Below are 19,479 nucleotides of genomic sequence, written 5' to 3'. Positions count from 1 at the left end.
CGCCTTGCCGGGCCGCATGTCTAAACCGGGTGAACGATGCCGTTCAGGCGTGAGAAACCCCTGCCTGCCGCGAACCACCTTGCAGACCCTTCCGCGACCCGCCCAATGCCCGACACCCCCACCCCTGCCGCACCGGCCCCAACCGACTTCGCCACGCTGTTCCAGGCGCACCGCGGCATCGCCGCGAAAGTGGCCGGCAGCTATTGCCGGGATACGGACGACCGTGCCGACCTGATCCAGGAGATCGCCGCGCAGGCCTGGCGGGCCTTCCCCCGCTACGACCGGCAGCGGCCGTTCTCCACCTGGCTGTACCGGATCGCGCTGAATGTGGCGATCGGCGACCTGCGCGGGCGCAGCCGGGCGCATCGGCAGACCCTGCCGCTGGAGGACCTGGACCTAGCCGATCCGCACGCCGCCGACCCGGAGCGCGAGCGCCAGGTACAGGCCCTTTACCGCTTCATCGCGCAGTTGCCGGCGCTGGAACGGGCGCTGGCACTGCTGTACCTGGACGACCGCCCGCAGCGCGAGATCGCCGAGATCCTGGGCATCGGCGAAAGCAATGTCTCCACCAAGATCGGCCGCCTCAAGCAACGCCTCCGCGACGAACTCTGAAACTCCCACACAGGACATTCGACATGCATCCCGACGAACTGAAACACGCCTGGCAGGCGCTGGACCAGCGCCTGCAACGCCACGACCGCCTGCACGCGCAGCAGCTGCTGCAGCACAACCTGCAGCGCGTGCAGCGCAGCCTGCGCCCGCTGCTGTGGGGCCAGCTGCTGCAGTTGCCGTTCGGCCTGTGCTGCATCGCCCTGGCCGGCCTGCTGTGGAGCCGCGGCGGCGCGCTGCCGGCGTACCTGATCGCCGCCGGCGTGGCGGTGCATGCCTATGGCGTGGCCACCGTGGCGCTGGCCGGCATCGTCCTGGGCCGGCTGCTGCAGGTCGACTACAGCGCACCGGTGCTGGAGATCCAGCAGCGGATCGCGCGCACCCGGCGCTGGTACGTCGGCAGCGGCGTGGTCTGCGGGCTGTCGTGGTGGCTGCTGTGGGTGCCGGTGCTGATGGTGCTGGCCGCGCTCGCCGGCATCGACCTGCTGGCACGGGCGCAGGCCGTGGTATGGATCGGGCTCGGCGCCGGGCTGGCGGGGCTTGCCGGCAGCGCATGGCTGTATCGCCGTTCGCGCGATCCCGGGCAGCCGCGGCTGCGGCGCATCGTCGACGACGGCCTGGGCGGAGCGAGCCTGCGCAGGGCCAGCGGCCTGCTCGACGAGGTGGAGCGTTTTCGGCACGACTGAGTGCGCAGCCGCTGCGTTGCGATGCACGCGAAGATGTACGGCACGGCGTGCGCAGCGCGAAGTCCGAGCGTTTCCTTCGCGAATGACCGACAATGGGCGCCGATTTCCGAACAGCGTCCCCCAATGCAGACCATCGATCTCCAGTTAGAAAGCGACTATGTCGAACTCAAGCACCTGCTGAAACTGACCGGCGTGTGCGACAGCGGCGGCGCGGCCAAGACCGTGATCAGCGAAGGCCAGGTGCGCGTGGACGGCGAAGTGGAAGTGCGCAAGGCCTGCAAGGTCCGCGCGGGCCAGGTGGTCGAACTGGACGACGTGCAGATCCGGGTGATCGGCAAGGCATGAGCGTGGCCGGCGCGCCCTGCGCGTCGCTTCCCCGGCGGTACGACGCGGCAGCCGCGCCATGCTGACCAGCATCGGCATGCGCAACATCGCGCCGTCGGCGGACGATCCGCTGCATGACGTGTACGAAGTGCTGATCGATCCGGCCGCAGCGCGGCCGCTGTGCCTGGCGCAATCCATCCATGGCGGGCATGCCGACCGTGGCGGCGCGATCTTCCTGGGGCTGGACGAGCTGGATGCCTGGGCCGGCGACTGGCGCCTGCACCTGCGCCACGCCGACTGCGCCTGGGCCATCGCACCGATCGAAGCGGCGCAGCGCGGCGGCGACACGCAAGCCGCCCTCGCCCACCTCATCGCCGAGGCGGACGCTCGCCGCCTCGCCCGCACGCCGCGGCGCTAGCGCGGTTTTTTTCTTGCCTTCATTCGGGCGATTGCATTTTGTGGGAGCGACTTCAGTCGCGACGGGTCTTCCCGGTAGAGCCCGTCGCGACTGAAGTCGCTCCCACAATTACTTCGCCAAGCGAATAGGGCAGCCAGCATCCGCGTGCCGATCCATAGGCCATGTCATCACTACAGCTGGCGCCAGCTTTTTGTAGGAGCGGCTTCAGCCGCGACCGGAACTTTCTGGTAACGCCCTGTCGCGGCTGAAGCCGCTCCTACAGGGTGCATGCAGGCAGGCGAAAGAAGCGTTGCGCGGTGGCACTGGCTTGGCGGCGCGGCTGTCGCCGTAGCTCGCCGAGCAACGGCTATGTCTCCCAGCATCCCGCGCGCATCCACGCCTCAGCGCGCACCCACCGCAGCACGCTGGGTCAGGTGCGCGGCGATCGCGCGCTTGAACGGCGCCACCTTGTCGGCCACGCGCAAGGCCGCGTTGCGCAGCGCGCGCGCCGGCAATCGGTCGTCGGTGTACAGCGCGGCGATCGCGTTGGTCGCCTCGTACAGCGGGCGCGTGGCCAGGCGGTGGCCGCGCTCGTAGCCGGCCAGCAAGCCAGGCGCGGCGATGTCGCGGCCCTGCGCCGCGGCCGCGTGCAGCGCGCGCGCCAACCGCGCCTGGCTCTGCAGGCCGAAATTGAAGCCGTGCGCGGTCACCGGATGCATGCCCACCGCCGCGTCGCCGATCAGCGCATAGCGCTTGCCGACGAAGCGTTGCGCGTACACCGCAACCAGCGGATACGCCTGCGGCCGCACGATCGGCGTCATCGCGCCGAGCCGGTGCTCGAAGCGGGCGCTGATCTCCGCGCCGAGTGCCGCCTCGTCCATGTCCAGCAGCGCCTGCGCGCGATCCGGCGGCAGGGTCAGCACCGCCGAGGCCTGGTTACCGTGCAGCGGCAGCAGCGCCAGGGTCTGGCCGTAGCCGAACCACTCCCAGGCTGTTTGGTGGTGTGGGCGCTCGTGGCTGACCCGGCACACCAGCATGCTGCGGCCGAAATCGCGCATCTGCGCGCCGATGCCGAGCATGCGCCGGGTGGTCGAGAAACGGCTGTCGGCCGCCACCACCAGGCGCGCAGTCAGCGCCTGGCCATTGGACAGGCTCAGCTGCGCCTGGCTGTCGTCGCTGCGCAGCGCCTGCACCGAGACGCCGTCGAGAAGAGTCAGGCCCGGCTGCGCCTGCACCGCGGCGAACGCGGCACGGCGGATCAGGTGGTTGGGCACCAGCCAGCCCAGGTCGCCGCGGCGGTCCTGGCTGGCGGCAAAGGTCAGCGCGAACGGCGAGGAGCCGTTCATTACCCGCGCATCGCGCAGCGGCGCGATCGCGGCCGGATCGATCCGCGACCACAGGTCCAGCTGCTCCAGCAGCGTGCGCGAGGCGTGGGTCAGCGCGATCTCGCGGCCGTCGAACGCGGCCTCGGCCAGCGCGGTGCGCGGCTGCGGTTCGATCAGCGCCAGCGACAGGCCGCTACCGGCCAGCGACCGGGCGAAACACAGGCCCGCGGGGCCGGCACCGACAATGGCGATATCCACGTGCATTGCTGCGTTTCCTGTCTCAGACGCAGCCAGCATAAACCCGCCGCGGCGCGCGGCATTGATCTGGATCAGCGCTGCGGCAAACGGTCGCAGCGTCGTGCTTCGAACGCCACGCGCGCAGCCTCAGAACAGCGCCCACACCAGTTGCAGGATCGACCACAGCGACACCGCCCAGACCAGGCTGCGCAAGTAAGGCACGCCCGCCGCGTACAACGGCACATAGGCCAGCCGCGCCCAGAAATACAGCTGCGCCGCCAGCGCGGTATGCGCACTGCCCTTGCCCATCGCCACCACCGCCAGCGCCGCGGCGGCAAAGAACGGAAAGGTCTCCAGGAAATTGCGCAGCGCGCGGTCCAGGCGCCCGGCCACGCCGGCGGGCGGCGGCAGCTGCGCGTCGCGCGCGCCAGCATTCCACTTCAGGCCGCGCTGTGCGGTGACGAACGCTGCGGCCAGCAGCAGTTGCACGATCCCGAGCAGGATCGCCCAGGCCAGCATGCGGATTTCGATACTCATCGACACCTCGGTCGGTTGCGAAAACTAGGGAGCGACGCGCGCATGCGCGTCAGTTCGGCGGTCCGACGTGATAACCGACCAGGCGCCAGGTCTTGTCCTCGTCCAGGCGCAGCGAAACCAGCTCGCGCACCGGCTGCGGCGCGTTGGCGAACCGGCTGGGGAAACTGACGTTGACGTAGACCCCCGGCGGCACCTGCGAACCCGCCGCGTACTGCACCCGTGCCACGCTGGCCACGCCGCGACCGAGCAGCGCGCCGAGCCGTGCGCGGCCGGCATCGACCTGGCGCACGAACGTATCGCGCGCGACGGCCTTCTTGGCCACCGCGGATGCGCCGTCCCACAGCTCGCCGCTGCGTCCGGCATCGACCAGCTGCGCGGCGCGCAGGCCGGCCTGCGCCATCTGCGCGTCCTGCTTGGACAGCGGGCCCGGCGCGGCAGGATCGGCATGCTTGGCCGCGGCGGGTCTGGCGGCGGCGGGCTTGGGCGTCGCTGGCTGCGCCGCGGGCTGGGCCGGCGCGGATTGCGCAGGGACGCTCTGCGTCGGTGCGGTCTGCGCCGCTGCGGCGAACACGGCAGCGCCCAGCAGCGCGGGGAACAGACGAAGTGACAACGGCATGGGCATCGCTCAGGCAGCGCGGTGACGGCGGGGGCCGCAGTCTACGCCGGCCACGTGCGCCTGCGCAGCGACGCTCACGGCTCCTCGCCCGGCGCGGCCGCGCTCACCGGCACCGCATAGCGCTGCCGATGCCAGGCGCGCCAGCTCGCCCACAGCGCCCACACCGTGCCCCCGAGCAAGGCCGCCAGGCTCAGCAGCGAAGCGGTGCGCGCCAGCACCTGCGCATACCTGCCGCTGGCGAAATGCAGCAGCAGCTCCGCCGCCAGGAAACCGCCCACCACCAGCAAGGCCGGGGGCAGGTACAGCCGCATCATCATCTTCGATCCGACCGACATGCCAGGCGCCTCCAGGGAATTGGCCCGGACGCTAGCGTCAGCGCGGTGCCGGCGACGTGAAAGCCCGGCCGGCGCAACGGAAGGCTGGCCCGGGCGAGCCGAAACCCGGGGCCGCCCCGCAATCCAGCCTGCCGGTGATCCGCCAGGCGCTCCTCGGCACGCCATGCCGCCCGCCCCCGCCACTATCCACGGCGTGGATGCGCCGTGGATACCCGCGCCAACCCATTTGTGCCAGAGTGGCGCGAGGCCGTGAACCCATACATGGGAATGGCCGGGCCGCAGTGGCAAGCGGTCCGACAGCGCTCAGGGGTGATCTGGGAGAAAGCCGACATTTCCAAAATGCAGCATGGCGGCGATCGCCGCGTGCCGCGTGCCGCGTGCCGCGTGCCGCGTTGCCAGTAGAGGATTGCCGATGTCCATCACGACGAAACGCAACGGCTGGAGCGGCCCGGTGCTGGTTGTGGCGCTGTGCGCCGCTATCGTCATTTTCGGAAAACCCGCGCGCTATTCGATTCCGGTCTCCCTTGCGCTTTCGGCCATCCAACTCCTGGTAATGGCCATCGCGGCAGCGCCGCTGCTGTTGCGGACGTGGCGCTCTGGGGATGAACACAGGCGTCGGATCGCGCTTGTCGGCACCTTGTTGATACTGCCCTGGGCTCTACTGACGCTGATGCCGGGCTACGGTCCGCCGTTCGCTTCGAATCTCGCAATGAACCATGTCCGGTTCGTCATTCTTTTTGTCTCGGCTGCGGTTCTTGGTGCGGGTCTGTTCCTGCTCAAAGAGCCGTTGGCCGACGCTGCAGGCGATCGCCTGCTTGCGCCGCTGGGACAGGCAAGCGGCCTGTTTGCCGCACTCATTCAACTCGTCTGGGCTGCGCTGATGATCGGCTGGACAATGTCCGAAGCGCATAAACCCGCAGCCTATCTGCCGCTGTACGGCACGCCGCTCGGCAATGCCGCGGACGTCCTGCTCTTCTTCGCAGGATTGATGACGTATGTTTCCACTGCGCTCTATGCACTGTCGTTCGCACGGCAGGGCTGGCTTCGGCCCGCATGGGCGGGAATCATCGCGTCGGTGGCCGCTCTCGCCGTCGTTGCGCTGATGGTGCGCGGCCTCCAGTATCCCGACTTGTCCGACGGTTGGTTCACCATGCCCGGCATGATCGTCGGCATCCCCGCGATCCCCTGGCTGATGCCCTATCTGCTCGGGGTGTGTGCGCTGGTGCATGCGGCTCACGGGCCGAAGGCTGTTGCGTAAGCGGCAGGCTTGAACCGGACGAGCGGAGCTACGGCAGCACCTGGCGCGATTCCATGCCGACCGCGGCATGCATCTTCGGCCTACCACTACCGCCACGTGCAGGCCGTCAGGACGCGCACGCCGATTGGATCCGCCGCCGCTTCCACGCGCAGGCGGGATAGGCTCCGCACCGCACGCCCGTCCAGGCATGCCCTGGCTGAACAAGCTGCCGAGCGATCGCAGCTAGGCGCCCGGCGAGGCCAGCGGCAGCGTGGCCACGTCGATTTCCGACAGCGGGCTCTCCGCCGGGCAGGCCTGGTCGGGAAAGCCGAAGCGCTGCTTCAGCGCCTGCCCGCAGGCGGTCAGCGACTCCAGGTCCACGCCCTTGGCCTTGCACTCGTGGTCGAACGCGATCAGGAACGCGTCCTTGCGCCGCACGAAATCGTCGCCGCACTTGCGCAACTGCTTGATCCGCTCCAGATCGTCCTGCACCGCGTTGGTCCCGTCCAGCCCGTACTGCTTGAGTTCGTCGTTGCTGAGCAGGCGCAGGCTGCGATTGGGCACGGTCATCATCAGGTCGGCCACCGCCACCGCCACGCCGTTGCGCTCCAGGTAGTCCTTGACGTTGCCGTAGACCTCCTGCAGTTCGCGATTGAGCTCGGCGCGCGAGGTCGCGGTGGAACTGATCCGCATCATGCGGTGGATGCCGACCTTGCCGGAGATCAGCCGGTTGTCGCCAGCGGCGAGCACGAACACGCAGGCGCTGTGGCAGATCGAGCCCTCGCGCACCCAGATGGTCCAGCCGGACTCGCCGATCGCATCGCCGGCGCGGATCGCCGCCTCGACCTGGCCGCCGCTGGAATCCAGGTCCAGCACGCGCTTGCCGATGCCGGCGTGCGCGGCGACCTCGGCCAGGCGCCGCACCATCTCGGCGAAACCGGCGTTGATCTTGCCTTCGTAGCGCACCCGCAGCAGGCCGCGCTCGCGGCATGGCGCCAGCGCCGCCTCGATGGTCGGCCGATCCAGCCCGGCCAGCGCCTCGCCGTCGCCGGCGTCGGCCGCGTAGTCGGTGTCGCAGCTGACGAAGGCCTCGCCGTTCTCCAGCGCCGCCTGCTCCCAGACGTCGGCATCGGGTTTGGGCGTGGTGGCAGGCCGCGGCGCCGGCGTCGGCGCGGGCGGCGGCGTCCCGACCGACACCATGTGCTCGCCGTCGCCGGGCGGGCTGTCGGCCACGGTCCTGCCGGCGGATGGCGCGCCCTGCTGGCACGACAACAGGCCGACGCAGCACAACGACAGCCACCAGATTTTTGACGGAAGAGGCAAGCAGGACATCCGCGAAGGAAGAGACGGCGCTTTCGAAATGCGCGTCGCTAGTCTAGTGCCGATACGCATTCGGTTCCCAACTGCGCCTAAACCGCCGGCATCCCACCACAAGGACGTCTCGTGGACCACGCCGGGGCCGCTGCATCCATGTCCGAAAACGGCGAGTCGGGCGCGGCGGCGCGGACTAGACTGGCCCCATGCCGCACATCACGCTCGACGACCACGACCTCTACGACCGCGCCCGCCAGTCCCGCGATGCGCGCTTCGACGGGGTGTTCTTCACTGCCGTGCGCAGCACCGGCATCTACTGCCGGCCGGTGTGCCCGGCGCCGCCGCCCAAGCGCAGCAACGTGCGCTACTACCCCAGCGCCGCCGCCGCGGCCGCGGCCGGCTACCGCCCGTGCCTGCGCTGCCGGCCGGAACTGTCGCCGGAAGCGCAACAGCACCTGGGCGAGGAGTCGGTGCAGCGCGCGCTGGCGCTGATCGCCGAGGGCGCGCTGCAGGACGCCAGCGTCGAACGGCTCGCCGCCGAGGTCGGACTCAGTGCGCGCCAGTTGCAGCGCGTGTTCGTGGCCCAGCTCGGCGCCACCCCGGCGGCGGTGCATGCGACGCGGCGCCTGCTGCTGGCCAAGCAATTGCTGACCGAGACCGCGCTGCCGATCACCCAGGTGGCGTTGGCGGCCGGTTTCAACAGCCTGCGCCGCTTCAACACCGCATTCCTTGAAGGCTGCGGCATGCCGCCGTCGGCGATCCGCAAACAGCGCGCCGAGGTGCCCGGCGGCGACCTGCTGCTGCGCCTGGGCTACCGCCCGCCGCTGGATTTCGCGGCGATGCTGGCGTTCCTGCGCAAGCGCGCGATCCCCGGCATCGAGCGCATCGGCGAGGCCAGCTACGAGCGCGTGCTCGGTCCGCTCGACGCCTCCACCAGGATCCGCGTCGAGGCCGATCCGCAGCGCCACGAATTGCGCCTGCGGATCGCCGCGGCCGATCCGCGCGCGATCCCCGACATCGTGCGGCGGGTGCGCCGCATCTTCGACCTGGATGCCGACCTGCGCGCGGTGCACGCCACGCTCGGCGCCGAGCCGCTGCTGGCGCGCGCGATCGCGCGGCGCCCGGGACTGCGCGTGCCCGGCGGCTGGGACGGCTTCGAAGTGGCGGTGCGCGCGGTGCTCGGCCAGCAGGTCAGCGTGGCCGGCGCGGCGACCCTGGCCGCGCGTCTGGTCGAGCATCATGGCGCGTATCGATCGGGCCAGCCGCCCGGCCTGGACCGCGCGTTCCCGGCGCCGCAGGAGCTGCTGGACGCGCCGCTGGAGGCGATCGGCCTGCCGCGCTCGCGCGCCGCCACGATCCGCGCGCTGGCCGCAGCGGTGGTGGACGGACGCCTGCAGTTCCGCGCCGGCCAGCGCCTGTCCGAGTTCGTCGAACGCGCCACCGCCCTGCCCGGCATCGGTGCCTGGACCGCGCACTACATCGCGCTGCGCGCGCTCGGCCAGCCCGATGCGTTCCCGGCCGGCGACCTGGTCCTGCAACGCATGCTCGGCGCCGACGGCGCGCGCATGAGCGAACGCGCCACCGACGCCCGCGCGCAGGCCTGGCGGCCATGGCGCGCCTATGCCGTGCTGCACCTGTGGCATCTGGCCGGCGACCCATCCGAGGAGACTCCCCATGACTGAGCAACGCCTGTACTACGACGCCTTCGCCACCCCGATCGGCGAACTGACCGTGGCCGTCGGCGACGACGGCGTGCGTCACATCCTGTTCCCGGAGAACCGCTACGACGCGCGCGGCCGCGCCGACTGGATCCGCGACGCGGCGCCGGTACGCGAGGCGCGCGAGCAGTTGCTGGCTTATTTCGCTGGCGAACGCACCCGCTTCGACCTGCCGCTCGCGCCGCGCGGCACCACCTTCCAGTGCCGCGTGTGGCAGGCGCTGGCGCAGATTCCATTCGGCGCGACCTGGAGCTACGCACAGCTGGCGCGGCACATCGAGCAGCCGCGTGCGGTGCGCGCGGTCGGCGCCGCCAACGGCCGCAATCCGCTGCCGATCGTGCTGCCCTGCCATCGCGTGATCGGCGCCAACGGCACCCTGACCGGCTTCGGCGGCGGCCTGCCGACCAAGGCCGCGCTGCTGGCGCTGGAGCGGCGCGGGGCCGTCGAGGCGGACGGCGGGATGGCGTCGTTGTTCGACTGAGTTGCAGTGCGCTTGCGCCCCGACGGGCGAATGACGGCAGTGAGGTGCCCGACAGAGCTCCCTTCTCCCATCGGGAGAAGGTGCCCCGAAGGGGCGGATGAGGGTACGAGCGCAGCCTCGTGCACCCAAACTCAGCGAGTCGCTTCGCGCCATACCCTCACCCCAACCCCTCTCCCGGGGGGAGAGGGGCTACGGCAACTCCCTTCTCCCCTCGGGAGAAGGTGCCCCGAAGGGGCGGATGAGGGTACGGGCGAAGCCTCCTGCACCCGAACTCAGCGAGACGCTTCGCGCCGGACCCTCACCCCAACCCCTCTCCCGGTGGGAGAGGGGCTACGGCTGTTCCTTCTCCCATCGGGAGAAGGTGCCCCATAGGGGCGGATGAGGGTACGGGCGCAGCCTCGTGCACCCAAACTCAGCGAGTCGCTTCGCGCCGTACCCTCACCCCAACCCCTCTCCCGATGGGAGAGGGGCTGTTGCGGCTGGCGGCTGCGCGGGTGCATGCTTTTCGTTTCGCAGCACGCTGCCGCTGGCATCGTCGAAACGCATCGCTGTACATCGCTGTACCCGGAGTGCGTCGGCCATCGTGCGTGCGCGGCACGACGATGTCTTCGCCAGGTCACCGGACGCGTCTTATCATGCGCCGATGACTTCCATCGCCCTACGACTGGCAAGCGCCTGCGCGGCGCTGCTGCTCGGCGCTTGCGCCTCCGCCCCCTCTTCTCCCACTGCCAAGGCCACCGCGCCGCAGGCCGCGTCCAGTCAGGCGCAGCGACCGTTGCTGCTGCTGATCTCGATCGACGCGCTGCGCGCGGACATGCTCGATCGCGGCATCGCGCCGAACCTGAGCCGGCTGGCGCGCGAGGGCGTACGCGCGCGATGGATGACCCCGTCGTATCCGTCGCTGACCTTTCCCAACCACTACACCCTGGTCACCGGGCTGCGTCCGGACCACCACGGCATCGTCCACAACAGCATGAACGACCCGCTGCTGGGCACGTTCCGGGTCAGCGACCGCGACGCGGTCGGCGACGGCCGCTGGTGGGGCGGCGAACCGATCTGGGTCGGCGCCGAGAAGGCCGGCCTGCCCACGGCGAGCTGGGCCTGGCCGGGCAGCGAAGCGGCGATCCAGGGCGTGCGCCCCAGCCGCCGCCAGGCTTTCGACAAAGACGTCGCGCCGAACGCGCGGGTCGACCAAGTACTGGGCTGGCTGGACGATCGCAGCGCGCCGCATCCGCAGCTGCTGACCCTGTATTTCGAGCAGGTCGACGAGGCCGGCCACGACTTCGGCCCGCAATCGGCGCAGTACGCGCGCGCGATCGAACAGGTCGACGCGGCGATCGGCCGCCTGCTCGACGGGCTGGCCCGGCGCGGGCAACTGGATCGCACCAACCTGATCGTGGTCTCCGACCACGGCATGGCGACGGTGCCGGCGCAGCAGGTGGTCATCGTCGAGGACATGGTGTCGATGCAAGAGGCCGAGGTGGTCAGCTACGGCCAGTCGGTCGGCATCGCGCCGCGGCCCGGCCAGGAGGCCAGGGTCGAAGCCAAGCTGCTCGGCGCGCATCCGCAGTACGACTGCTGGCGCAAGGCCGAGCTGCCGGCGCGCTGGCACTACGGCAGCAATTCGCGCATCCCGCCGATCGTGTGCCAGATGCACGAAGGCTGGGACGCGCTGCCGGCCGAGCGCGCCGCGGAGAAGCCGCAGACCGGCCTGCGCGGCTCGCACGGCTACGATCCGGCGCTGCCGTCGATGCGTGCGGTGTTCATCGCGCGCGGCCCGGCGTTCCGCCAGGGCGCCACGCTTGCGCCGTTCGACAATGTCGATGTGTATCCGCTGCTGACCCGGCTGCTGGGAATTCCTGCCGCACCCAACGACGGCGATCCGCAGGCGCTGCTGCCGGCATTGCGCTGAGCGCCGCGGCGCCACGTCGCGCCGCGCCTTGAAGCGCCGCTAGCCGGGCGCGGCCTTGCCCGCCTGCAGCGCCTGGTCATCGGTTGCCGCATCGCCGCGTACCGCGGCGGCGCGATCGCGTTGCGGCCATGCCACCGCCTGCCGGTGAAGCGTGTCGCGACCGATGGCACGCGTCACTGCTGGACCACGGTGCCGACTGCAGATACCCGTCGCAACCGCCCGCGTTCGGCGCGGCGATCTGCCCAGCTGTGCAGCGCCACACACCGCGCCAGGCATGAATGTGTGGACGAGGCGACAAGCCCACGCGATGGCGCGCATGCGACAATCCCCGCATGCAGTCGCCCGATCCCGTGCCGCCGCCGCGCATGCGCCATCGCCTACGCCCGTTGCTCTCGCACGAGAGCTGGAAACAGCGCGCGGTGCTGTGGGGCGGCGCGGTCGCGGTGGCGCTGGTCGCGATCGTGTTCGCCAAGGCCAGCGACGCCGCCTTCCATCTGTTCCAGCGCATCATCGCGCACTCGCCGTGGTGGGCGCTGCTGCTCACGCCGAGCGTGTTCGCGCTGCTCGCCTGGCTGACCAACGGCGTGTTGCGGCCCACCCGCGGCAGCGGCATTCCGCAGGTCATCGCCGCGCTGGAGCAGCCGGACGACGCGTTCCGGCAAACCAACCTGTCGCTGCGCGTGTCCGCCGGCAAGCTGCTGCTGACCACGCTGGCCTTGCTCGGCGGCGCCTCGGTCGGGCGCGAAGGCCCGACCGTGCACGTCGGCGCCAGCCTGATGTACGTGCTCGGGCGCTGGTTCGGTTTCCGCGATCCGCGCCAGGCCTCGCATTTCCTGCTCGCCGGCGGCGCCGCCGGCATCGCCGCGGCGTTCAATACGCCGCTGGCCGGCGTGGTGTTCGCGATCGAGGAACTCAGCGGCCGTTTCGAACACCGTTTCTCCGGCACCTTGCTGACCGCGGTGATCGTCGGCGGCGTGATCTCGCTGGGCCTGCTCGGCAACTACACCTACTTCGGCAAGGTGTCCGCGGCGCTGCCGCTGGGCCGGGCGTGGCTGGCGATCGTGCTGTGCGGGGTGGTCGCCGGCCTGCTCGGCGGCGCGTTCAGCCGCATGGTGCTGGCCACTGTCGCCGGCAAGCCGCGCTGGCTGGGCGCGCTGCGCGGCCGCCATCCGGTGCTGCTGGCCGCGGCCTGCGGCCTGGCCCTGGTCGCGCTGGGCCTGATCTTCGGCAACGGGGCGTTCGGCACCGGCTACGAGCAGGCGCGCAGCCTGGTGCAGGGCCACGCCAGCGTCGGCCACGAGTTCGGGCTGATGAAGCTGCTGGCGAACCTGGTGTCGTACGTGGCCGGCATCCCCGGCGGCCTGTTCTCGCCGGCGCTGGCGGTCGGCGCCGGCGTCGGCCACAACCTGGCGGTGCTGATGCCGGACGTGGATCCGCGCACCTTCGTGTTGCTCGGCATGTGCGCCTACCTGACCGGGGTCACTCAGGCGCCGCTGACCTCGGCGGTGATCTCGCTGGAACTGACCGACAGCAGCGACATGCTGCTGCCGATCCTGGCCACCGTTCTGATCGCGCGCGGCGCCTCGGCGCTGGTGTGCCGCACGCCGATCTATCGCGGGCTGGCGGAACAGTTGCTGCCGGTGCCTAGCGTCGCCGAACCCGAACCCGAACCCGAACCGACCTCGCTGGCCGCCGACCTGGCCGGCGACAGCGGCGAGGACGATCCGCCGCGCTGAGCGCCGACTCCGCGAGTCGCTTCGCGCCGGACCCTCACCCCAACCCCTCTCTCCCACGGGGACTTCCTTCGGTCGCCGGGGGGAGAGGGGCTTAAGCTGCACCCTGCGGGGCTGCGGGGCTGCGACGTTTTTTTCAAGGCAAAAAAAACGCGGCGCAAGCGCCGCGTTCTTTCGTACCGCTGGAGCCGAGGCTCAGCCGGCCTTGGCGACCGTCTTCTTGGCCACTGCCTTCTTCGCCGCCGGGGTCTTGACCACCGACTTCTTGGCGACCGGCGACGCGGCGCCCACGGCCACCTTGCTCACGCTGTGCGAGCGCGAATTGCCATAGCTGGCGTTGTAGCGCTTGCCCTTGGCGGTCTTGCGGTCACCCTTACCCATGCTCATCGACTCCTGAATGTGTGTGCGAAAATCCCCGCGCGGTGCACGGGTTTGGCGAGGCCAACGCGGTCAGCGCCCTCGCGCAAGGGCGGCAAGCCTATCACGTGCGCTCAGTGGGCGCAGCTGGCGTCGTGCACGTGACCGTGGTTCAGCCGCAGGTTGAGCAGGTGCGCGAGTCCGACCAGGGTGCCGCCGAAGGTCATGATCGCCGCGTGCGGCGCCACCGCATGGTGCAGCGCCGGCACCAGCATGCCGGCCCACAACGACAGCAGGCCCAGCAGCAACAGGCCCAGCGCCTGCCAGGCGCGATGCCGGCGGTAGCCGAGCACCAGGCTGAACAGGCCAAGGCAGGTCACGAACAGCACCAGCGTGCGTTCCACCCCGTCGCCCAGCCACACCGACAGGCCCAGCGAGGGCAACACGGCCAGCGCCAGCGGCAGCAGCGCGCAATGCACCGCGCACAGCAGCGAACCGGTGGCGCCGAGGCGGTCGAGCAGTGCGCGCAGATCGGAGGTAGGCGACATGACTTCCAGCACAGTGGTGATTGCGTTATAGAATAATATAACATTACCGGGCCGGCGACCAGGGGGTCGCCACGCCCCCCATGCCATGCCTGTCGCCGCCTCAACGCGGCAAACGCGAGCGCCCGCGCTCGCCTGGCGGCGCCTTTTTTCCTCCCATTCGGTATGTCTATGTCCTCCTCCTCGCGTTCCCGCTCGCTCCATCGCACCGCCCTGTCCCTGGCGCTGGGCGGCCTGTTCAGCCCTGCCCTGGCCCTGGCCGCCGATGCACCCGCCGCCGACGCCACGCCGCCGGCCAGCGACAGCCGCCATGCCGACGGCCGCAAGCAGGACCGCCACGTGAAGGACATGGACGCGGTGGTGGTCACCGCCAGCCCGCTGCGCGATGCCGCCGGCGACCTGAGCCAACCGGTGGACGTGCTGGCCGGCGAGCGCCTGGACGAGAACCGCGGCGCCAGCGTCGGCGAGACCGTGGCCAGCCTGCCCGGCGTGCAGAGTTCCAACTTCGGCCCCGGCGTGGGCCGGCCGATCATCCGCGGCCTGGACGGCCCGCGCGTGGCGGTGCTCAGCGACGGCCTGTCCACCCAGGACGTGTCCACCGTCAGCCAGGACCACTCGCCGGCCGTGGAATCGTTCCTGGCCGACCAGATCGAAGTGCTGAAGGGTCCGTCCACGCTGCTGTACGGTTCCGGCGCGATCGGCGGCGTGGTCAACGTGGTCGACGGGCGCATCGCCGAAACCCCGGTGGACGGCGTGCACGGCCGCGCCGAAGTGCGCTTCGACGGCGGCGACAAGGACGGCAACACCGACATGTTCCGGGTCGATGCCGGCAACGGCAGCGGCCTGTCGATCCATGCCGACGGCGTGTACCGCAACCAGAAGGACTACGACACGCCGCAGGGCCGCCAAGCCAATTCCTTCCTGGACACCAAGACCGGCTCGGTCGGCGCCTCGCTGGCCGGCGACTGGGGCTTCGTCGGCGTGTCGGCCTCGCGCTTCCGCGACAACTACGGCAACCCGGGCGAACCCGGCGATCTGGCCGCCGGCGAGCGCGGCGTGTCGCTGCGCATGCACCAGGACCGCTACGAGCTCAAGGGCGGGCTGACCGATCCTTGGGGCGACGGCAGCGCGCTGCGCTACAGCTTCGGCCACACCGCCTACACCCACACCGAGTTCGAGGGCGAGGAAGTGGGCACGGTATTCGACAAGCGCGCCAACGAAGGCCGCGTCGAAGCGTCCTTCACCTTCGGCGGCGGCTGGCAGACCGCGTTCGGCGTGCAGGGCAGCGATTCCACCTTCCAGGCGATCGGCGAAGAGGCGTTCGTGCCGAAGACCGACACCCGCGCCATCGGCGTGTTCGCCGTGGCCCGCAACAACTGGGAGCGCGTCACCGCCGAGATCGGCGCGCGCGTGGACAAGGTCAAGTACGAAACCGACACCGGCGTGGACCGCGACTTCACCCCGAAGAGCTTCTCGCTCAGCGGCGGCTTCCGCTTCAACGAGCAGTGGCGCCTGACCGCCAACCTCGACCATGCCGAGCGCGCGCCGGCCGAGGAGGAACTGTTCGCCGACGGCCCGCACATCGCCACCCTCGCCTACGAGATCGGCGACGCCGACCTCAAGCCGGAGAAGGCCAACCAGGCCGAGCTGGGACTGAACTTCAAGAACACCTGGGTGGATGCCAAGGTGGCGGCGTACTACAACCGCTACGACGATTTCATCTACATCGTCGATACCGGCGCGCAGTGGTTCCATGAGGAAGACAACGACTTCCTGCCGATCCGCCAGTGGACCCAGGCCGACGCGATCTTCCATGGTTTCGAGGGCGAAGCCACCTTCCACCTGGCCGACAACGACAGCGGCGCCTGGGACCTGCGCGTGTTCGGCGACACCGTGCGCGCGCGGCTGAAGGACGGCGGCAACCTGCCGCGCATCGCCCCGGCACGCTACGGCGCGCAGCTGCGCTGGGACGCCAGCAACTGGCGCGCCTCGCTCGGCGCCACCCGCTACCAGAAGCAGGACAAGGTGGCGGTCAACGAGACCCCGACCGACGGCTACACGCTGGTCGATGCGCACCTGGCCTACCACGTCGATGCCGGCGCCACCGCCTGGGAAGTGTTCCTGGACGGCAACAACCTGACCGACCAGGACGCGCGCGTGCACACCTCGTTCCTGAAGGACGACGTGATGCTGCCCGGCCGCAACGCCTCGTTCGGCGTGCGCCTGTTCTTCTGACGCGGCTCCCCTCCCGAGCGTCAGTGGAGGCCGCCTTCGGGCGGCCTTTTTTTTGACGGCGCAGGAAGACCCGATCGATAGGCACGCTTGCAGCGAAAGCATGCAGCCACTGCGCGGTGCAGCGATCGGCTGCCATGTGCCAGCGGCAAGGAAAGTACGTCGTGATCTAGAGCGCACGGCCAGCTAACGTCGCTCCCACAACGCAGCGTCACGCTGCGCACGGCACGCCGCACGACACGCAGCGCTGGCGACCGGCCTGCGCAACCGGTCACGCAAACGGCGCATCTTCCGCGCTGCACAACGGCCTGCCCGCGCAACGGCGTTACAAAGAGCGCCGCGCGCTGTCCCCTGCATCGCGCTGTGCCGGCCGGCCCTGCTTTGACGCGCACTGCACGCGTGGGCCGCTATGCGTACCGGCGCATCGTTTTCGGATGAAGAAAGGAGAGATTCTTCATGAAAGCCGCCCTGCCGCTCCGCCTGCTGCCGCTGTCCATCGCCGCCATCCTGCTCGCGCCGACCGCGTTGGCGCAGACCGCCGCTGCCCCCGACGAGGCCGTCCAATCCGCCGCACCCGCCGCGCAATCCGACGCCACCACCCTGGATACCGTGGTGGTCAGCGGCACCGCGCGCTTCAAGGGCCTGCGCAAGCGCGACGCCAGTTTCTCGATCACCACCGCCACGCCCGAACAGATCCAGCAGGCGGTGCCGCAGAGCAGCGCCGACCTGCTGAAGATCGTGCCAGGCGTGTGGGCCGAGCCCAGCGGCGGCGGCACCGGCGCCAACATCTTCGTACGCGGCATGCCCTCCGAAGGCGATGCGCCGTTCGTCACCTTCCAGCTCGACGGCTCGCCGCTGTTCCCGCCGCCGACGCTGTCGTTCCTGGAAAACTCCACGCTGTTCCGCACCGACGACACCGTCGAGCGCCTGGAAGTGCTGCGCGGTGGCTCCAGCCCGATCTTCTCCAACGGCCAGGCCGGCATCACCGCCAACTTCATCCAGAAGCAGGGCCAGGACGAGCCGGCCGGCAGCGTGCGCCTGACCGGCGGCAGCGACAATCTGCGCCGCATCGACCTGTTCAACAGCGGGCCGATGGGCAATGGCTGGTACTACAGCATCGGCGGCTTCTTCCGCGAGACCGACGGCGTGCGCGACCCGCAGTTCTCCGCCGACAAGGGCGGCCAGTTCAGCGCCACCCTGAGCAAGCGCTGGGACAACGGCGACCTGACCTTCTACGCGCGCCACACCGACGACAACAACGCCTTCTACACCGCGATCCCGCTGCTGTCGCGCAACAACGGCAGCGACCTGTCCAGCTTCCCCGGCCTGAACGCGCAGACCGGCACCCTGCTCAGCAACGACTTCCGCAACGTCAGCCTGCCGGTCGGCCCGAACGGCGAGACCGTGCAGCGCGACCTGGCCGACGGCCGCGGGGTCAACATCGACGTGTTCGGCGGCGAACTCAACTGGCAACTCGGCGACTGGACCCTCGCCGACCGCTTCAGCGTGATGGGCGGTACCGCGCCGACCTACGCGCTGTTCACCGGCGATGCGCCGCAGCGCCTGGGCGATTTCATCGCCGGCTACGGCAGCACCGGCAGCGCCAGCTACAGCAACGGCGGCGGCGCGGTCGATCCGAACCAGCAGGTGCTGGAAGCCGGCTGGTGGTCGGTGGACAAGCGCCTGAATTCCTTCACCAACGATCTGCGTCTGAGCCGCGAACTGTTCGCCGGCAATACGCTCACGGTGGGCAGCTACTACGCCAAGTATTCCTCCAACGACACCTGGTATCTGGGCAACACCATGCTGCTGACCGCGCAGAACCACGCGCGGCGCATCGACGTCAGCCTGGACGACGGCCGCCAGCCGACCCGCGACGGCTTCACCAGCACCGCCTTCTTCGCCCTGCGCGCGCACTACGACGGCGAGAACACTGCAGTGTTCGTCGCCGACGAATGGGAACTGGACGAACGCCTGCGCCTGGACCTGGGCGCGCGCTACGAGCGCCAGCGCGTCACCGGCACCGTGCACGACACCGCCACCGTGGACCTGGACGGCGATCCGGCCACGCTGTACGACAACGCCACCTCGATCTCGCTGCCGAGCGCGCGCCGCATCGACCAGGACGACAACGCGCTGTCGTGGACCGCGGGCCTGAACTTCAAGCTCGATGAGTACAACAGCCTGTTCGCACGGGTCAATTCCGGGGTCAAGTTCCCGGGCTTCGACAACCTGCGCGACGGGCAGACCAAGGTGCAGGACATCGACCAGTACGAACTGGGCTTGAAGTCCGGTGCGGCCGCCTACGACCTGTACCTGACTGCGTTCTACAACACCTTCAAGAACTCGCCGTTCCAGGCGTTCCTGGCCGACGGCAGCAACTTCACCACGGTCGGCGATTCGCGCGCCTACGGCCTGGAAGTGGAAGGCGCGATCCGTCCGTTCGGCGGCTTCGAACTGGCCGGCACCGGGGTGTGGCTGGACGCCAAGTACCGCAACTACCGCGAGTTCACCGGCAACCAGGTGATGCGCCAGCCCAAGCGCCAGTTCCGGCTGACCCCGAGCTATTACTGGATGCTGCCGTTCGGCGACCTGCGCGTATTCGCCACCTACTCCTACATCGGCGAGCGCTACGCCGACCTGGCCAACAGCCAGCGCCTGCCGTCCTACGACATGCTCGACGTCGGCGCCAGCCTGCATGCCGGCGAGCACTGGGAGGTCACCGCCAGCGGCAGCAACGTGACCGACGAACTCGGCCTGACCGAAGGCAACGTGCGCGTGCCCGGCGCGGCCACCGGCGGCGTGTTCATGGGCCGCCCGATCGCCGGCCGCCAGTATCAGGTGTCGGTGGCGTATCGCTGGTAGCGCCTGCGCAGAAATTTGC

At 70.0% G+C, this 19,479-nt stretch carries 18 protein-coding genes; 11 read left to right on the top strand and 7 right to left on the bottom strand.

Annotated features, from left to right (window positions below; all coding sequences use genetic code 11):
- Positions 1 to 105 precede the first annotated feature (105 nt).
- The 4 genes from HEP75_RS07680 to HEP75_RS07665 all read left to right on the top strand — a co-directional run bounded on the left by HEP75_RS07680 (position 106) and on the right by HEP75_RS07665 (position 2,037).
- Positions 106 to 612, top strand: coding sequence for a sigma-70 family RNA polymerase sigma factor (locus HEP75_RS07680; RefSeq protein ID WP_185826026.1), 507 nt, complete (start codon positions 106 to 108; stop codon positions 610 to 612).
- 23 nt (positions 613 to 635) lie between these two features.
- On the top strand, positions 636 to 1,295 hold the full coding sequence (locus HEP75_RS07675) for a serine/threonine protein kinase (protein WP_185826025.1): 660 nt from the start codon (positions 636 to 638) through the stop codon (positions 1,293 to 1,295).
- Positions 1,296 to 1,418: 123 nt separating this feature from the next.
- Positions 1,419 to 1,640 carry an RNA-binding S4 domain-containing protein gene (locus HEP75_RS07670; protein ID WP_185815878.1) on the top strand — a complete coding sequence of 74 codons (222 nt, stop codon included), beginning with the start codon at positions 1,419 to 1,421 and terminating at the stop codon, positions 1,638 to 1,640.
- Positions 1,641 to 1,698: 58 nt separating this feature from the next.
- The gene (locus HEP75_RS07665) at positions 1,699 to 2,037 is read left to right on the top strand and encodes a hypothetical protein (protein WP_185826024.1); all 339 of its coding nucleotides are present in this window, start codon (positions 1,699 to 1,701) and stop codon (positions 2,035 to 2,037) included.
- A 380-nt stretch (positions 2,038 to 2,417) separates the two neighbouring features.
- On the opposite strand, the gene ubiM is transcribed toward HEP75_RS07665, so the two are convergent.
- From ubiM to HEP75_RS07645, 4 genes are all read right to left on the bottom strand, one after another.
- Entirely contained in the window at positions 2,418 to 3,605 is a 1,188-nt protein-coding gene (ubiM, locus tag HEP75_RS07660; protein ID WP_185826023.1) for a 5-demethoxyubiquinol-8 5-hydroxylase UbiM, read from the bottom strand.
- 120 nt (positions 3,606 to 3,725) lie between these two features.
- The gene (locus HEP75_RS07655; protein ID WP_185826022.1) at positions 3,726 to 4,121 is read right to left on the bottom strand and encodes an MAPEG family protein; all 396 of its coding nucleotides are present in this window, start codon (positions 4,119 to 4,121) and stop codon (positions 3,726 to 3,728) included.
- 43 nt (positions 4,122 to 4,164) lie between these two features.
- Positions 4,165 to 4,731, bottom strand: a complete 567-nt coding sequence (locus HEP75_RS07650; RefSeq protein WP_255424027.1) for a DUF4019 domain-containing protein — start codon at positions 4,729 to 4,731, stop codon at positions 4,165 to 4,167.
- Between the two features lie 74 nt (positions 4,732 to 4,805).
- Positions 4,806 to 5,066 carry a hypothetical protein gene (locus HEP75_RS07645; protein ID WP_185826021.1) on the bottom strand — a complete coding sequence of 87 codons (261 nt, stop codon included), beginning with the start codon at positions 5,064 to 5,066 and terminating at the stop codon, positions 4,806 to 4,808.
- A 412-nt stretch (positions 5,067 to 5,478) separates the two neighbouring features.
- Between HEP75_RS07645 and HEP75_RS07640 the strand changes: the two genes are divergently transcribed.
- Positions 5,479 to 6,324, top strand: coding sequence for a hypothetical protein (locus HEP75_RS07640; RefSeq protein ID WP_221899314.1), 846 nt, complete (start codon positions 5,479 to 5,481; stop codon positions 6,322 to 6,324).
- Positions 6,325 to 6,546: 222 nt separating this feature from the next.
- Here the strand turns inward: HEP75_RS07640 and HEP75_RS07635 are convergent, their stop codons facing one another.
- The gene (locus tag HEP75_RS07635; protein ID WP_185826019.1) at positions 6,547 to 7,635 is read right to left on the bottom strand and encodes a hypothetical protein; all 1,089 of its coding nucleotides are present in this window, start codon (positions 7,633 to 7,635) and stop codon (positions 6,547 to 6,549) included.
- A 188-nt stretch (positions 7,636 to 7,823) separates the two neighbouring features.
- Between HEP75_RS07635 and HEP75_RS07630 the strand changes: the two genes are divergently transcribed.
- From HEP75_RS07630 to HEP75_RS07615, 4 genes are all read left to right on the top strand, one after another.
- Positions 7,824 to 9,299 (top strand): AlkA N-terminal domain-containing protein, encoded by a 1,476-nt coding sequence (locus HEP75_RS07630; protein ID WP_185826018.1) that lies wholly within the window; start codon positions 7,824 to 7,826, stop codon positions 9,297 to 9,299.
- Positions 9,292 to 9,816: a methylated-DNA--[protein]-cysteine S-methyltransferase gene (locus HEP75_RS07625; protein WP_185826017.1), complete on the top strand. Its 525-nt coding sequence runs from the start codon at positions 9,292 to 9,294 to the stop codon at positions 9,814 to 9,816. Before HEP75_RS07630 ends, HEP75_RS07625 begins: the two co-directional genes overlap by 8 nt.
- A gap of 643 nt (positions 9,817 to 10,459) precedes the next feature.
- The gene (locus tag HEP75_RS07620; protein WP_185826016.1) at positions 10,460 to 11,728 is read left to right on the top strand and encodes an ectonucleotide pyrophosphatase/phosphodiesterase; all 1,269 of its coding nucleotides are present in this window, start codon (positions 10,460 to 10,462) and stop codon (positions 11,726 to 11,728) included.
- A gap of 332 nt (positions 11,729 to 12,060) precedes the next feature.
- The gene (locus tag HEP75_RS07615) at positions 12,061 to 13,464 is read left to right on the top strand and encodes a chloride channel protein (RefSeq protein WP_185826015.1); all 1,404 of its coding nucleotides are present in this window, start codon (positions 12,061 to 12,063) and stop codon (positions 13,462 to 13,464) included.
- A gap of 192 nt (positions 13,465 to 13,656) precedes the next feature.
- Here the strand turns inward: HEP75_RS07615 and HEP75_RS07610 are convergent, their stop codons facing one another.
- Both HEP75_RS07610 and HEP75_RS07605 read right to left on the bottom strand, forming a co-directional pair.
- The gene (locus HEP75_RS07610; protein ID WP_185815867.1) at positions 13,657 to 13,842 is read right to left on the bottom strand and encodes a 30S ribosomal protein THX; all 186 of its coding nucleotides are present in this window, start codon (positions 13,840 to 13,842) and stop codon (positions 13,657 to 13,659) included.
- Between the two features lie 110 nt (positions 13,843 to 13,952).
- Positions 13,953 to 14,366: a MerC domain-containing protein gene (locus tag HEP75_RS07605; RefSeq protein WP_145707752.1), complete on the bottom strand. Its 414-nt coding sequence runs from the start codon at positions 14,364 to 14,366 to the stop codon at positions 13,953 to 13,955.
- 168 nt (positions 14,367 to 14,534) lie between these two features.
- Between HEP75_RS07605 and HEP75_RS07600 the strand changes: the two genes are divergently transcribed.
- Both HEP75_RS07600 and HEP75_RS07595 read left to right on the top strand, forming a co-directional pair.
- On the top strand, positions 14,535 to 16,598 hold the full coding sequence (locus tag HEP75_RS07600) for a TonB-dependent receptor (RefSeq protein ID WP_185826528.1): 2,064 nt from the start codon (positions 14,535 to 14,537) through the stop codon (positions 16,596 to 16,598).
- A 453-nt stretch (positions 16,599 to 17,051) separates the two neighbouring features.
- Positions 17,052 to 19,460, top strand: a complete 2,409-nt coding sequence (locus HEP75_RS07595) for a TonB-dependent receptor (protein ID WP_185826014.1) — start codon at positions 17,052 to 17,054, stop codon at positions 19,458 to 19,460.
- Positions 19,461 to 19,479: the final 19 nt, after the last annotated feature.

This window comes from Xanthomonas sp. SI, assembly GCF_014236855.1.
GTDB lineage: Bacteria > Pseudomonadota > Gammaproteobacteria > Xanthomonadales > Xanthomonadaceae > Xanthomonas_A.
The sequence above is the reverse complement of the archived record's forward strand: the minus strand, read 5'-3'. Positions and strand labels throughout refer to the sequence as shown.

Bases quoted from the DNA above. Each gene is read 5' to 3' on its own strand.
- HEP75_RS07680 (WP_185826026.1), top strand. From the start codon at position 106: ATGCCCGACACCCCCACCCCTGCCGCACCGGCCCCAACCGACTTCGCC.
- HEP75_RS07675 (WP_185826025.1), top strand. From the start codon at position 636: ATGCATCCCGACGAACTGAAACACGCCTGGCAGGCGCTGGACCAGCGC.
- HEP75_RS07670 (WP_185815878.1), top strand. From the start codon at position 1,419: ATGCAGACCATCGATCTCCAGTTAGAAAGCGACTATGTCGAACTCAAG.
- HEP75_RS07665 (WP_185826024.1), top strand. From the start codon at position 1,699: ATGCTGACCAGCATCGGCATGCGCAACATCGCGCCGTCGGCGGACGAT.
- ubiM (WP_185826023.1), bottom strand. From the start codon at position 3,605: ATGCACGTGGATATCGCCATTGTCGGTGCCGGCCCCGCGGGCCTGTGT.
- HEP75_RS07650 (WP_255424027.1), bottom strand. From the start codon at position 4,731: ATGCCGTTGTCACTTCGTCTGTTCCCCGCGCTGCTGGGCGCTGCCGTG.
- HEP75_RS07645 (WP_185826021.1), bottom strand. From the start codon at position 5,066: ATGTCGGTCGGATCGAAGATGATGATGCGGCTGTACCTGCCCCCGGCC.
- HEP75_RS07640 (WP_221899314.1), top strand. From the start codon at position 5,479: ATGTCCATCACGACGAAACGCAACGGCTGGAGCGGCCCGGTGCTGGTT.
- HEP75_RS07635 (WP_185826019.1), bottom strand. From the start codon at position 7,635: ATGTCCTGCTTGCCTCTTCCGTCAAAAATCTGGTGGCTGTCGTTGTGC.
- HEP75_RS07630 (WP_185826018.1), top strand. From the start codon at position 7,824: ATGCCGCACATCACGCTCGACGACCACGACCTCTACGACCGCGCCCGC.
- HEP75_RS07625 (WP_185826017.1), top strand. From the start codon at position 9,292: ATGACTGAGCAACGCCTGTACTACGACGCCTTCGCCACCCCGATCGGC.
- HEP75_RS07620 (WP_185826016.1), top strand. From the start codon at position 10,460: ATGACTTCCATCGCCCTACGACTGGCAAGCGCCTGCGCGGCGCTGCTG.
- HEP75_RS07615 (WP_185826015.1), top strand. From the start codon at position 12,061: ATGCAGTCGCCCGATCCCGTGCCGCCGCCGCGCATGCGCCATCGCCTA.
- HEP75_RS07610 (WP_185815867.1), bottom strand. From the start codon at position 13,842: ATGGGTAAGGGTGACCGCAAGACCGCCAAGGGCAAGCGCTACAACGCC.
- HEP75_RS07605 (WP_145707752.1), bottom strand. From the start codon at position 14,366: ATGTCGCCTACCTCCGATCTGCGCGCACTGCTCGACCGCCTCGGCGCC.
- HEP75_RS07600 (WP_185826528.1), top strand. From the start codon at position 14,535: ATGTCCTCCTCCTCGCGTTCCCGCTCGCTCCATCGCACCGCCCTGTCC.
- HEP75_RS07595 (WP_185826014.1), top strand. From the start codon at position 17,052: ATGAAAGCCGCCCTGCCGCTCCGCCTGCTGCCGCTGTCCATCGCCGCC.